The sequence below is a fragment of the Pannonibacter sp. CBAS1226 genome (assembly GCF_055685825.1).
Genome location: NZ_JBVOUO010000005.1, coordinates 236,283 through 249,251, shown reverse-complemented (window position 1 = coordinate 249,251; position 12,969 = coordinate 236,283). Strand labels below are relative to the sequence as shown.

Annotated in this window: 11 protein-coding genes; 6 read left to right on the top strand and 5 right to left on the bottom strand. The window is 56.8% G+C overall.

The genetic code is table 11. The features are described from left to right. The first annotated feature begins 476 nt into the window (after positions 1 to 476). The 6 genes from AC0CMF_RS15865 (at position 477) to AC0CMF_RS15840 (ending at position 9,390) form a co-directional block, all read left to right on the top strand. A complete protein-coding gene (locus AC0CMF_RS15865) occupies positions 477 to 2,735 on the top strand; it encodes a glycosyltransferase (protein ID WP_163001433.1) in 2,259 nt (752 codons plus the stop codon). A 55-nt stretch (positions 2,736 to 2,790) separates the two neighbouring features. Then, positions 2,791 to 3,822, top strand: a complete 1,032-nt coding sequence (locus AC0CMF_RS15860) for an SGNH/GDSL hydrolase family protein (protein ID WP_058898356.1) — start codon at positions 2,791 to 2,793, stop codon at positions 3,820 to 3,822. Beyond that, positions 3,819 to 5,651 carry a carbamoyltransferase family protein gene (locus AC0CMF_RS15855; protein WP_122522408.1) on the top strand — a complete coding sequence of 611 codons (1,833 nt, stop codon included), beginning with the start codon at positions 3,819 to 3,821 and terminating at the stop codon, positions 5,649 to 5,651. The genes AC0CMF_RS15860 and AC0CMF_RS15855 overlap by 4 nt, the downstream gene beginning before the upstream one ends. Before the next feature lie 21 nt (positions 5,652 to 5,672). Beyond that, positions 5,673 to 6,914 carry a glycosyltransferase gene (locus AC0CMF_RS15850; protein ID WP_122522410.1) on the top strand — a complete coding sequence of 414 codons (1,242 nt, stop codon included), beginning with the start codon at positions 5,673 to 5,675 and terminating at the stop codon, positions 6,912 to 6,914. A gap of 263 nt (positions 6,915 to 7,177) precedes the next feature. Then, a complete protein-coding gene (locus AC0CMF_RS15845; RefSeq protein ID WP_082675892.1) occupies positions 7,178 to 8,458 on the top strand; it encodes a glycosyltransferase in 1,281 nt (426 codons plus the stop codon). Then, positions 8,455 to 9,390 carry a glycosyltransferase gene (locus AC0CMF_RS15840; protein WP_374629687.1) on the top strand — a complete coding sequence of 312 codons (936 nt, stop codon included), beginning with the start codon at positions 8,455 to 8,457 and terminating at the stop codon, positions 9,388 to 9,390. Before AC0CMF_RS15845 ends, AC0CMF_RS15840 begins: the two co-directional genes overlap by 4 nt. Here the strand turns inward: AC0CMF_RS15840 and AC0CMF_RS15835 are convergent. From AC0CMF_RS15835 to AC0CMF_RS15815, 5 genes are read right to left on the bottom strand one after another with little or no spacing between them, the layout of a single operon-like run. Beyond that, entirely contained in the window at positions 9,379 to 10,323 is a 945-nt protein-coding gene (locus AC0CMF_RS15835; protein ID WP_374629686.1) for a Gfo/Idh/MocA family protein, read from the bottom strand. The genes AC0CMF_RS15840 and AC0CMF_RS15835 overlap by 12 nt on opposite strands. Continuing rightward, entirely contained in the window at positions 10,302 to 11,585 is a 1,284-nt protein-coding gene (locus AC0CMF_RS15830; RefSeq protein ID WP_374629685.1) for a methyltransferase domain-containing protein, read from the bottom strand. The genes AC0CMF_RS15835 and AC0CMF_RS15830 overlap by 22 nt, the downstream gene beginning before the upstream one ends. 1 nt (position 11,586) lies before the next feature. Continuing rightward, positions 11,587 to 11,982: a cupin domain-containing protein gene (locus AC0CMF_RS15825; RefSeq protein WP_050473600.1), complete on the bottom strand. Its 396-nt coding sequence runs from the start codon at positions 11,980 to 11,982 to the stop codon at positions 11,587 to 11,589. 21 nt (positions 11,983 to 12,003) lie between these two features. Beyond that, complete coding sequence (locus AC0CMF_RS15820) at positions 12,004 to 12,201, bottom strand: hypothetical protein (RefSeq protein ID WP_472482121.1); 198 nt, start codon at positions 12,199 to 12,201, stop codon at positions 12,004 to 12,006. Further along, a complete protein-coding gene (locus AC0CMF_RS15815; RefSeq protein ID WP_472482119.1) occupies positions 12,202 to 12,948 on the bottom strand; it encodes a dTDP-glucose 4,6-dehydratase in 747 nt (248 codons plus the stop codon). Positions 12,949 to 12,969: the final 21 nt, after the last annotated feature.

The following is a 12,969-nucleotide window of genomic DNA, read 5'->3' as shown; positions in this document are numbered from 1 at the left end:
CGTTCTCCCCGTGTTCGTCTGCAGCGCTTGTCCGCCATGAAGCTTGTGCGTGACCTGCCTGACAGATTCAATCATTTATGGCGTGCACACTATCGTGCAATTCCTGTGATTCCCAGACTTGTGTATGCGCTCCAGAGATCTGCCTGTGCAATGTTGCAAACACCGGTGGCATTTCCCTGACACCGGGCTCCGGAAGCAACCCTGGGGAGACTGACGGGGTGTAATAGAGTGACCGGCTTTGCACCGTGACGTGCATGCCTCATCTTGCTCCGATCGCCGGACGGTACCAAAAACAGAGTGAAGACGTTGTCCTGTCATACTTTTTCTGCCGTCAAACTCACCGTCATCAACAAGCCAGCTTGGTGTTATGAGCGGCTGTAAGATTTCTGGTTGTATGGGGTGTTCGGATCGTTTAAGCCTTTCGGGCGAAATATCTCGCACGTCTATTTATGTCTTTGGGTGGGTTATGTAGGCAGATGAATCCAAAGGTTACTGTGATCGTCCCTACGTTCAATAGGGAAAAACTGATCTGCGAAACTATTGATAGCATTTTCGCCCAGGATTATGACGATATTGAAATTATCGTCATTGACGATGGTTCAACTGATCGCAGCCTTGAAATGATCGGCCGGTATGCTGGCCGTTTGCGTGTCATTTCAAGAGAAAACCGCGGTGAAGGGCGGACGGTCAATCAGGGTTTCAGCGAGGCGACAGGCAAATATGTCTGCGTTGTGAACTCGGACGATCCAATTCTGCCGGCCTGCATTTCGACACTCGTAAAAGCGCTGGAAGCCAATTCACTGGCCGTTGCTGCTTATGGTGACTGGGTCCGGATTGGTCCGGAGCATGAGTATATTCGCGTCGAGAAATTGATGCCCTATACGATTCACTCAATGCTGCGGGATGTGAATTTTGGCATTGGTCCGGGCACCCTGATCCGGCGTGACGCAATTACCTCTTACGGCGCAAGGCGCGAAGAATACCGCTATGCAGGGGACATGGAATTCTTCATGCGCCTGGCCATCCGTGGCGACCTTATCTATGTGCCGAAATTGCTTGCCACGCATCGGGACCATCTTGATTCTGCCAGTATCAAGACAAAGAAATCCGCAATATTTGTGGAGGTCGTCGATGCCTTCAAGCGCACCCTGGCCGATCCTGCCCTTCCCTCCGAGCTAAAGTCGGAGCGCCACCAGATTTTGGCGAAGCTGTATGGCATCGGCGCCATGCATTACTCGGAGCACTGGAAACAGCGCGTGCGGAACCGCTGCCTGCAGGTCTCGGAAAAGGTCAAGGCTATTGCTTCGTGGGGCGGAAAGGACGGGGCCGCCACCCGGCCGGCCGGCTTGCAGCGCCTGATCCGGCTGCTCCGCTTGCCTTTGCGCGGGGCCTGCCGGATTGCGCAGTGGTTCATCTTCAAGGTCTTCGGCCTTGTGCTGCACGGTATGGCGCGACGGGCGAACGTGCCGCCGGCCTTGGAGCGGCCCAAGGCGCCGCTTTTTGCCTTTTCCAGCAGATTTCTTCCGCCGATGTGGTCCGGACAGGCGGTCGTCATCAGGCGCCTGCTGTCTGCAATTCCGCCCGAACACTACCGGCTGATCGGTCACCCGGTTCTTGCGTCGCGGTCAGGTGCGGACGATTTCGTTGGCAATGTGGGAGGACGCTATTTCCCCCTGCCTCCGATCAAGCCGGTCCTGCCGCTTTACTTTACCCATCATTACAGCAGGCCGTTTATCGGCCCCCTGCTCCGGTTCTTCGCGCCTGTCATCGCCTCGATCAGCATCTGGCATGGCAGCATCCAGCGTGCACGGCAGATCGTATCCTGCTTCAGGGATCCGGAACACCGCCCGAAGATCCTTATCGGCTGCACGGGTGACTACCACGATCCGCTGGCGACGCTGATTGCCGCCAGGGTGCTGGGTGTAAAGGCTGCGCTCTATTATTTTGACGATTACCGGGAGCAGTGGTGGGCAGACCGGCACATCATGCCGGCGATTGCGCTGATCGAGCGGTTCATTGTCCCCAGAGCCAGCTTCATGATCGCGCCAAACGAGTTCATGCGGGACAAGCTTGTCAGGGATTTCAAGACGAAGTGCTATGTGCTGCGCAATCCGATGCACAGTTCATCCCTGCCGCCGCTCGTCACCCGGTTTCCCGCTGATGGGAAAAAGGTGAAACTGGTTTTCACCGGCGCTGTGTACCACCTCAACTATTCGGTCTTCCGCTCGATCATTGCCGCACTCGAGGCGATCAAGGATTTCGATGCCGAGCTTCATATCTATACGGCGCAATCTCACGATCACTTGAGATCAGAGGGGATCGACGGGCCCAAAGTGGTGCTTCACCAGCATGCCAAGCCCGAGGAAGTTGTCGAGGCTCAGTCAAATGCCGACATCCTGCTGATTCCATTCAGCATGGACACACGGGCAGCGGAGCTTGTCCGGACTTCCGCAACCGCGAAGCTGGCGGATTATCTCGCAACCGGGCGGCCAATCCTGGCAATTGCGGGGAAAGACTCGTTCCTGTCCTGGTACCTGAGAAAAAACAATGCCGGCATTGCGGCGCATTCCGAGTCCCCGCTTGAAATTGCCAAAGCCGTTTCCTTGATTGCGGGTTCGCCGGAACTTAGAACACAGTTGCGCGAAAATGCGAGGCGGATAGCCGTTGAGGAATTCGATCCCATCCGGCTCAGTCAGCAGCTTTTCACGATTTGCAGCCGGGAGAGTGCCGGTTGACCCTGCCGGGCTGTCATGCTGGCGGTTTTGAGACAGATATTTGAGGAGGCGGCGGATGTTTCTCAAGAGAACCGCACGGCACGAGGCGGCGCCAGTTTCATGGAAGCGCACGACGCGCACGCGGTGGCGGCGCCAGTGCTTTGAGTATCATCCGGTTTTTGGCTGGTGGCATATCCCGAACATGGACGCCCGGCTCATGCTTGGCCAGACCTATCACCGGTTTCAGACGAACAGCACCGGCATGCGGGATTCCCGCGAATTCACCCGCGAAATCCCGGCCGGAAAGACCCGGATCATTGCGCTGGGTGATTCTTATACGGCGGGTGACGGTGTCTCGAATGACCGCCGCGCGACCAGTCTGATCGAAGCCAGGCATCCAGACCTGGAAATTCTGAATTTCGGCCTGAATGGCAGCGGTACTGACCAGCAGCTTTTGATTTTTGAAACGCTTGCGAAGAGCTACGAGGCAGATGCCTATATCTGGTTCTTCTGCGTGGAGAATATTGCCCGGAACAAGTACACTTGCTTCCCGAGTTTCAACTGGCATGAGAATCGTGAGGTGCTCCGGCCCAAGCCCTTCTTCGAGTTGACTGAAGACGGCTTGAAACTTTCAAACGTGCCGGTGCCAACAGAAATGCGAACGGCAGAGACCCGAGGTGATTGGGCTTATACGTTCCCCTATCTGCCAGAACACCCGTCAGATCCCTATGCGATCTACAGCAAGCCCGATAGCAGCCACTGGCTTCTCATGAAGGCGATCATCAGCCGGTTCCTGGCGCAGGTTGCCCCCAAGCCCGTCTTCCTTGTCCCGCTGCCGATGTATCAGCATTATTTGGGCGAGGCCCCCGCGACATATCTGGAGCGCTTCAAGGAGCTTCGCGACCCGGATACACGGGTGCATGTTCTGGATGTCTTGCCGGCCTTCATGTCCGAGCATCCGAGCAACCGCCAGAATTTCCGCTTTCCGGACGATCCGCATTACACGGACTTTGCGCATCAAAGACTTGCGACGTCCCTTGACTATATGATGACCTGGCTTGAGCCCGGCTTGATGAAATCCAAAATCAACGGTGAAACGGCATCATGACCTGGACACTCGGTATTTCCGCATTTTACCACGATTCAGCTGCGGCCCTGCTCAAGGACGGTGAAATCATCGCTGCTGCGCAGGAGGAGCGTTTCACGCGAATCAAGCACGATGCATCCTTTCCGGTCAGCGCCATCGCCTATTGCCTCGAACAGGGAGGAATAGGCTTTCATCAGCTGAACCATGTGGTCTTTTACGAGAAGCCGCTGCGCAAGCTGGAGCGCATGGTCACGTCCTTTCAGTCCGGGGCTGCTGGAGCAAGGCAATCCTGGCTGAAGGCAGCACCCGGCTGGAGTGGGGAGAAACTGCACGTCAGCCAGATCATCTCGGATACATTCGAGGGCTATCCCCAGGCTCAGATCTATTTTTCCGAGCACCATCTTTCGCATGCCGCGTCGGCCTTCTACCCGTCTCCCTTCGAGGAGGCCGCAATCCTCGTGATTGACGGTGTCGGGGAGTGGGCAACCGCATCGATCGGCACCGGAAAGCAACAGCATGTGAGCTTGAGCAAGCAGCTGAACTTTCCCGATTCCCTTGGTTTGCTCTATTCGGCAGTGACCGCTTTTTGCGGGTTCAAGGTGAACTCGGGCGAGTACAAGCTGATGGGTCTCGCCCCTTATGGCAAGCCTGTCTATCTCGAGAAGATGCTTCAGGAACTGGTCACGCTGGGTGAAACCGGAGACGTCACCATGAAGCTTGACAAGTTCGCTTATGTGGCTGGCGAAGAGATGTTTTCCGAGGCATTTGCGGGCTTGTTCGGCGGACCGGCCCGGGCGCAGGAAAGTCCCATCACGCGCCGGGAAATGGATCTTGCGGCTTCCATTCAGGCACTGACCGAGATTGCTGTCGAACGCATGGCCCGCTTTGCCCGCGATGTCACGGGTATGAAGAACCTGTGCCTTGCGGGGGGCGTTGCGCTCAATTGCGTTGCGAATGGCAAGCTTCTGAAGTCGGGCTTGTTTGACCGCATCTGGATCCAGCCCGCTGCGGGCGACGCGGGCTGTGCATTGGGCGCCGCACTGGCCTATCACCACGGTGTGGCTGCTGTACCCCGCAAGATGGCTGCAGGGCTGGACCATATGAAGGGCTCCTATCTTGGCCCCAAGTTTTCCAGAGACGAAGTCAGGGCGTATCTGCGCAGCTATCAGATCCCCTACCGCGAGCTGGATGACGCCGAGTGTGCGGAGGTTGTCGCATCGGCTCTTGCAGAGGAAAAGATCGTCGGCTTTTTCAACGGGCGCATGGAGTTCGGTCCACGCTCTCTGGGCGCAAGATCCATCCTTGGAAATCCTCTGAGCCCGGAAACGCAGAAGCAGATGAACCTGCAGATCAAGTACCGGGAGTCCTTCCGGCCCTTTGCTCCTGCTGTTCTTGCAGAGGATGCTTCACAGTATTTCGAAATTGATACGGAAAGCCCTTACATGCTTCTGGTCGCACCGGTTTGTAAGGAGCGTTGCCTTCCCCGCGCAACAGATGTTCCCGATGAGGACCTTCTGAAGTCGGTCAGCCAGTTGCGCAGTGATATTCCTGCGGTGACCCACTGGGATTACAGCGCCCGCGTGCAGACTGTTCATGCGGAAACGAATCCGCTCTTCCACCAGATCCTGGAGGCATTCAAGGCGAAAACCGGCTGCTCGGTTCTGGTCAACACGTCCTTCAACGTCCGGGGTGAGCCGATTGTCTGCACCCCCGACGATGCATTCCGGTGTTTTGTGAACACAGATATGGATTTCCTGTTCATTGAGGGATTCTGGCTGGATAAGTCCGCCCAACCCGAGCAAACTGCCGCAGATAGAGAGAGATGGCGCAACCGCTTCGATCTGGACTGACCGCGTGGAGTCTCGCACAGAATGAAGATCGTCCAGATTTCCGGCTTTGATACACTTGGTATCCAGGTCAATGGCTACCTTCTGCATGAATACTATCTGAGTGAAGGACATGATTCGATCATGTTCGTTCATGAGAAGCATTCTGACGATCCGCGGGTCTTCAGCCTTTATTCCAGGTGGCTGCGGTATCTTAACGTCCGGATGCAGAAGATCGGGACTGCGCTGTCCTTGTGGTCCGTGTTTCCCATAGAGGGCTACCGCCTCCTTTTCAGCCGCAGGGTGCGCCAGGCGGATGTTCTGCATTTGCAGCTGACCTACAATGCGCAGTTCTTCAGCCTCTTCATGATTGCGCTGATAAGCTGGCTGAGGTGGAACAAGCCGACGCTGGTTGCAATCCATGACATGTTCATGACCACTGGGCACTGTGTCTATTCGATGGGATGCGAGCGCTGGCAGTCCGGCTGCGGCAAATGCCCGAACAAGGAAACACCCTTTGCGATCCGCCATGATGTCACACGCCTTGCCTGGCTGATTCGCAGGCTCGTGTTCGGCCTCGCCCGTATTCACCTGATCGTGGGATCTCCCTGGCAACAGAGAATGCTGGCACGCAGTCCGATACTTGCCCGCAAGCTGTCCCACTACATCCCCTATGGCGTCGATACATCCAAGTATTACATAAAGGATAAGAGGGTATGCCGTGAGCGGTTTGGCATCCCTGAAGATGCCGATGTTATTTCATTCCGTTCTGTCCCTTATGGAACAAACTTCAAGGGAACGCATTTTATTATCGCAGCACTGAAAGATTTCGTGCCGCGGCGTAAAACCTACCTGCTCACCTTCGAGGGACAAGGCGGCCTGGACGCGCTCAGCGGCAAGTTCGAGATCATTCAACTGCCCTGGACGAACAATGATCAGGAGATGCTCTCTGACGCCCTGAACGCTGCTGACATTTTTCTCATGCCTTCCGTTCAGGAGGCATTTGGCCTTATGGCGATGGAGGCACTGGCCTGCGGCACCCCTGTGATCACCTTCAGGGGGACGGCGCTTGAGGAGACGATTGACGCCCCAAGATGCGGCATTGCCGTTGAGATGGGCAATAGCGCCCAGCTGAAGGACGCAATAGAAACACTGTTCAATGATGACGGTCTTCGATACAAAATGGCGGAGAACGGCCTCCGCCTTCTGGAGAGACACCATACTTTGCCGATCTATGCCGGGAGATTTCTGGAGCTTTACCGGCGGTTGAGCGCGAAGGCCAGCTGATAGGGCGCTCGGCTGGAACCTGGACGCAGACCTGCCAGTTCTTCATATGAAGGACCTGAATTCTGAGGCATTTCTTGCAAAAGAGGAAACCGGTTTGTCTCCGGAATTGTTTGAAAACAAATAGATAGAGCTCTTTCGATGAAAATGGAGTCATCAAAAAAGCTCTGGTGGGGCCATGAGGGAAGAGCGTGAATGGGACGGCCTCCGCACAAGCTTGGCATGCATACCCTGCGCCGGTTGCCTGATCTGTTTTCAGGCGGCACATGGAGGAGCAGCAGAATGCTGGCAGTGACGGTATGAGGGTGGTGCATGTCGCAGATGCCTACCCATCAGCGAGCACACCGGCAGCCAATTCCTTTATCCATGAACAGATCCTCCAACTGAGGAGACTGGGCGTGGAGGTAATGGTTTTCTGTCCAACGCCTTATGTTCCCAAGGCTATGCGGGTGTTTCCGAAATGGGGCAATTTCTCAAATCTCCCCAGCCGTGAGACGCTCGATGGGGTGCAGGTTCTGCGCCCGAGGTTCCTACGGCCGCCGGGCCGCTGGTTTCGCGCCTACGCGGCGCAAAGCATCAGCCGCTTCTGTTCCGGTGCTTTCGATGAACTTTGTGCCGGGTTTCAGCCTGACGTGATTCATGCCCACATGACTTTGCCGGTTGGCCTGGCCTCTGTCCGGATGAATGCCGGCCGGCGGCCACTCGTTCTGACCGTTCATGGTCTCGACGTGACGGACTACACGCACTCATCGTCTGTCCTCAGGGAACTGGCCGTAGAGTCTCTGTGCGGATCAGATGCTGTCTTATGCGTCAGCGAATATCTGAAGGAAGCCACGACCCAGCTGTGTGGCGCCGGAATTTCGGCGAAGTCTGCCTATCTTGGTGTGAATCTCGAGCAGTTTCAGCGGGATGACGTCGCCCGGAACAGGATACGGAGCGCGCATGGCATCGGTGATGACGTTCTGATCGGTTATGTCGGCCGTATCGAAGATGAAAAGGGCGTCTTTGAGGCTCTTGAGCTTGTCAGCCGGGTGCGAGCGGCAGGAACCCGTGCGGCAGGCATGTTCATCGGTGACGGTTCCCGCTGCGCCGCGTTGAAGCAAAAGGCTGGCACGCTAGGGCTTCAGGATGCGGTGCATCTCGTCCCGTCTGTTCCGAACTCGGAGATTCCAGGCTACATGTCAGCGCTGGATTTGCTGGTCCTTCCATCAAAGCAGGAGGGCTTCGGCCTGGTTCTGATCGAGGCACAGGCCTGTGGAACCCCGGTCATTGCCACGCGAACCGGCGGTATCGTGGAGGCTGTTGAGCATGGCACAGGTGGATTTCTCGTCGAACCGGGTGATCTGGCGGCGTTGACCAGCCACGCCGTGTTTCTTGCAAAGAACAGTCAGCAGCGTGCGGAAATGGGGGCCCGGGCCGCACAATGGGTCCACTCGCGGTTTGACGGACAGGAACAGGCGGTACAGCTTTTCCGCATTTATGAACGGCTTGCACGGCAGGCAGGTTACGGCAGCGGCGGCCGCAAGGTCGGGTGCAACGCGGAATGAAAGGCGCTGACCCTCTCGTTTCAGTCATCATTCCCGTTTTCAACGGCCAGGCTTTCATTGAGGAAACTGTCCGCAGTATTGCGCAGCAATCCTATTGCGCACTGGAAATCGTGGTGGTGAATGACGGGTCACAGGATGGAACCGGGAAGTGCCTCGAGGCCCTTCGCCCCATCCTTGATGACTGGGTCCCGCAGCGCCTGTTCAAGATCATCAACCAGCCCAATGCCGGTGAGGCCGCAGCTGTGAACACCGGCTGGGCAGCGGCGCAAGGGGAGTTCGCCGCGATTGTCAGTGCGGATGACCCCCAGCCTGCCGATTGGCTGAGTGGCTGTGTGGCTGCTCTGCTGCAGCACCCGGAAGCCGCCGCGGCCTATCCCGACTGGGTGGTCATTGGCGAAGATGGCCGGGTGCTCCAGGAAGTCAAACTGCCGGATTTTTCCCAGGATGAACTGATTGCCGGGGCACGGTGCCTTCCCGGCCCTGGAACGCTTATCCGCAGGCGTCTGGCTCCCGCCGGCGCGCTCAGACGCAGAGATCTGAGGTTTGGATCGGACTATGAAAGCTGGCTGAGGCTGTCTCTGATTGCCCCCTTCGTGCACGCCACAGGTGTCAGAGCCCAGTGGCGGGAGCATGCCGGAAGTACGTCGATACGGGGCAACCACTGCGACAGGGCAAAGGAATACACCCAGATTCTCCGGAGTTTTTTCGATCGGGAGGACTTGCCCGGCCGGGTCAGAGCCATGAGATCTGCCGCCATGGCTTCCGTGCATTTTCTGGCGGCCCGCATCACCTGGCGCGTCAATCCGGCAGTTGCCGCCCGGCACCTGCTGGCATGGGCTGCCTACAGGTCTGCCGACCTGATGACGGGGCAGAAATGGCGTCCTGAGAGGTTTGAAGGCCGGAACCGCTCTGCCCCGCCTTCAGGCCGTTGAAAGCTGCTGGGAGCACTCGTGGAGAATGTCCACTGTTGCAGCGCTCTGCTCAAGCAAGGCTTCGTGATCCAGGCCGCCAAGGCCCTGAACGGTGCGCCTGAATGCACCCAGGGCGTTGTCGAGGGATAAAACGCCGGGAAGAGCCAAAGGCGTGGCGGATTGGCCATGTCGCTGAAGAACCAGTTTGTCCGCAGCAAGATCATCATACTGCAGGCTGCCAAACTCTCCTTCGACGGAAAAATGCCGCCGCTTTTCAGCCCGGATGTTGCTGATATCAAAGGCGCAGTCAGCCTGCTCCGGCCCGAAGTGAAGGGCCACACGGATATGCTCGCCCATCCCGTCCGGCGTCTGCTCATGCTTCACGCGGCGCGCCTGCACCGCCTGCGGCCTTAAGCCGGTGATGTTCAGGATCATCGCCAGATCATGAGGACCCCAATCCCACAACACACTGGCATCGTGCCGGACCGGCCCCTTGTTGCCGGCCTCGCCTCGTATCACCCTGATGCGGCCGATATGGTGAAGATGAGCCTTCAGGCCCTGGAAAGCCTCAGAGAAGAGGTGAATGTGGTCGATGATAACGGGGATACCCGTTTCACCGGACAAACGCAGTATTTCCCGCGCCTCTTGCGGAACCATGGTCATGGGCTTTTCCAGAAAGACGGGCTTGCCGCACATGAGGGCCAGCCGCGTCATCTCCAGATGCAGCGCGGGGGGAGTTGCAATCAGAACGGCTGAAACGTCGGGGTTCCCGACGGCAGCACGCCAGTCCGCCGTGACCATGCAGTCATGCGGCACCAGCGACCGGGTCTCCGGATTGCTGCTCGCGACAGCTTTCAGCGCAAACCCGTCAAGGCGCTGGACCGTGCCGATGAGGCATTTGCCCCACCGGCCAGCCCCGAGAACGGCAACATTCAGACGGTCAGGTTCGGCCACGTTTGTGTTCCGTCTGCAGACACAATCCGCAATTCCGGCAGAGCGACAATGAAATGCCCACCGCGCTCCAGGAACCAGCGATGCTTCGCGATGATGGCATCGGCAAAATTCCATGCGAATATCAGAATATAATCCGGCGCGATCTGCTCCAGACTGGCTGGCGGCACAATTTCAATATTCAATCCCGGAATGTAGCGCCCTTGTTTCAGCGGATTGTCATCGACTATGGAGGGCACGAGATCGGCATTGACACCGAAGTGATACAGCATCGTGGTGGCCTTGGCAGGGACACCATACCCGCAGATTTTCTTCCCCTTTGAATTAATCTCCACCAGAAGATCTTTCAAGTTTCGGGAGAGATCCTGAATTCTTGCAGAAAATCTGGAGAATGTTGCCTCCTCGTTGAGGCCTGCAGCCTCTTCAAGTGCAAGCAGGGCAGCCACGGTTTCATCGGCCGGTACCGACCCCTTGCGGACGAAGCCTCTGAGGGCGCCGCCCTGAATGTCGTGCCGCTCCACCCGCACAAGCGACATGCCGTGCTGCCTGAAGAAATCCACCAAGGGCCGCACGTGATGATAGTGAAGATGCTCGTGGTAGATCGTATCGAACAAGGCCTTCTGAACGACATCCAGAAGGTAGCCGACTTCAAAGACGAACTCGCCGTCGTCATCCAGCAGGTGCCTGACCCCGCGCACAACAGACTCGATGCCAGCAATGTGCGCGAAGCAGTGGTTCGCGCAGATCAGCCCGGCCTTGCCATAGGTGTCAGCAACTTGCTTTGCCGTCTCTTCATTAAAGAAGGCTGCGATCGTTCTCACGCCGGCGTCATTTGCTTCCTGGACGATGTTGGCAGCCGGATCGATGCCAAGAACGGTGTAGCCATTTGCAATGAAGTTCTTCAGGAGCGACCCGTCGTTCGAACCGAACTCCACGACAAAGCGGTTTGAACTGTCAGCATGCCGGCTGGCGATGGAAGCAGCCTGCGCTGCGAGGTGATCCAGCATCACCTGCGAGGTTCGCGAGGTGTAGAGATAGCTGGAAAAAAGCAGCGAGGAATCTACCGTGTGGCGCAGCTGAATGTGGGTACAGCTGCCACAGCGGCAAACAGTGAGCGGAATCCGCAGGACCTGATCACCCAGGTGTTCTGCAGTGATCAGATTGTTCGCAGGCGGTGTGGCCGTCAGCCGGACAACATCCGTAAGCGCGCCGGAGCCGCAAAGACGGCAGTTTTGTTCTTCCGAGAAGATAGCTCCACCCGTCATCTCACGTTCCCGGATAAAGGTTGACGCGGACAATGTCGTCCTCGTAGGTCGCCTGGTCGCGTTTCTCGGATGTGATGTTGAGGAAGGTGCAGTCCTCCAGGAAAAGCGCGGCGTGCTCGACCATTGCCGGCGTATGCACCAGCTGGCCGGCCTTCAGGTCGACATAGTCCGGTGCGCCGGTTTCGCCTACGGGCCTGTGGAAGTAACGCATGACACCACTCACAATATACATGTAGTGGGAGTCTTTCTTATGATAATGATTCGCCCGAACAGTATCTTTCTTTGAAGTAATAACCTGAACTGCGGCGAAGCCACCGTCAACCAGAGGCTGAATGACGCCGCGATCGTCAGAAAAGCCTTCGGGAAGCTCGATGACAGGGTAATTTTCTGTGTTCATTGATCTTTTCCTTTGGTGCCTTCAGACAAAGCGGTGAAAATCAACCGCCTCAATAATCTTGCGGAGTTCTTCGTCAAAGTTGCGCCGCGGCACCCAGCCGAGGGCATGCAGCGCTGAACTGTCGAGGCTGTAGCGAACATCCTGACCAACCCGGTCGGCGACGAACTTATACGCCTTGCTCTCCTCGATGCCTATGATCGCGGCGATCTTGCGCACCACTTAAATATTCTGAAGTTCGGCATTGCCGCACACATTGTAAATGCGGTTGGCCTCGCCCTTGTCGATGACGGTGAGGATGGCGTCCACACTGTCTTCCGCATGCAACCAATTGCGGTAGTAGGTGCCATTTCCTTGAAGTAGCGCGGGTTTTCCGCGCAGCATCCGCCCTGCCGACTTGGGGATCAGTTTCTCAGGATACTGATGCTTGCCGTAGTTGTTGGTCATACGGATGATGTTGTAGCGAATCCCGTAAGTGCGTGCCCAGCCATGAACCAGCATGTCCGCGGCAGCTTTTGTCGCCGAGTAGGGATTTGACGGCTTCAGAATGTCATCTTCCGAATGCGTCCCTTCCTTGATGTCACCGTAAACTTCGTCGGTGCTGATCTGGAGGAAATGGGGACGGTCATCCGGGCCTTTGGCCCGCGTCAGTTCGAGCAGGCGATGGGTACCGATGAAATTGCTGAAACAGAACTCCCTGCTGCTCGCAATCGAATTGTCGACATGGGATTCGGCAGCAAAGTTAACCAGATAATCGCATTCCTGGAGATGACGCAGGTTTGATATGTCTTCTTCAACGTGCCGGTACTTTTCGTAATCAAGAAACTCCTGCGCAACCTTACGGTCTGCAGCATAGTTCATGACATCGATATTGGTCACGTAGTGGCCATCGTCCAGAAGGCGCTTCACAAAGTGCTTTCCAATGAAGCCCGCCCCACCGGTCACAGTGAAAATTTTTGTTTGTGACATCGTTATACTGCTTCCTCCGGT

Excerpts from the sequence above, each read along its gene's own strand:
- AC0CMF_RS15865 (WP_163001433.1), top strand. The coding sequence starts at position 477 with ATGAATCCAAAGGTTACTGTGATCGTCCCTACGTTCAATAGGGAAAAA.
- AC0CMF_RS15860 (WP_058898356.1), top strand. The coding sequence starts at position 2,791 with ATGTTTCTCAAGAGAACCGCACGGCACGAGGCGGCGCCAGTTTCATGG.
- AC0CMF_RS15855 (WP_122522408.1), top strand. The coding sequence starts at position 3,819 with ATGACCTGGACACTCGGTATTTCCGCATTTTACCACGATTCAGCTGCG.
- AC0CMF_RS15850 (WP_122522410.1), top strand. The coding sequence starts at position 5,673 with ATGAAGATCGTCCAGATTTCCGGCTTTGATACACTTGGTATCCAGGTC.
- AC0CMF_RS15845 (WP_082675892.1), top strand. The coding sequence starts at position 7,178 with ATGGAGGAGCAGCAGAATGCTGGCAGTGACGGTATGAGGGTGGTGCAT.
- AC0CMF_RS15840 (WP_374629687.1), top strand. The coding sequence starts at position 8,455 with ATGAAAGGCGCTGACCCTCTCGTTTCAGTCATCATTCCCGTTTTCAAC.
- AC0CMF_RS15830 (WP_374629685.1), bottom strand. The coding sequence starts at position 11,585 with ATGACGGGTGGAGCTATCTTCTCGGAAGAACAAAACTGCCGTCTTTGC.
- AC0CMF_RS15825 (WP_050473600.1), bottom strand. The coding sequence starts at position 11,982 with ATGAACACAGAAAATTACCCTGTCATCGAGCTTCCCGAAGGCTTTTCT.
- AC0CMF_RS15815 (WP_472482119.1), bottom strand. The coding sequence starts at position 12,948 with ATGTCACAAACAAAAATTTTCACTGTGACCGGTGGGGCGGGCTTCATT.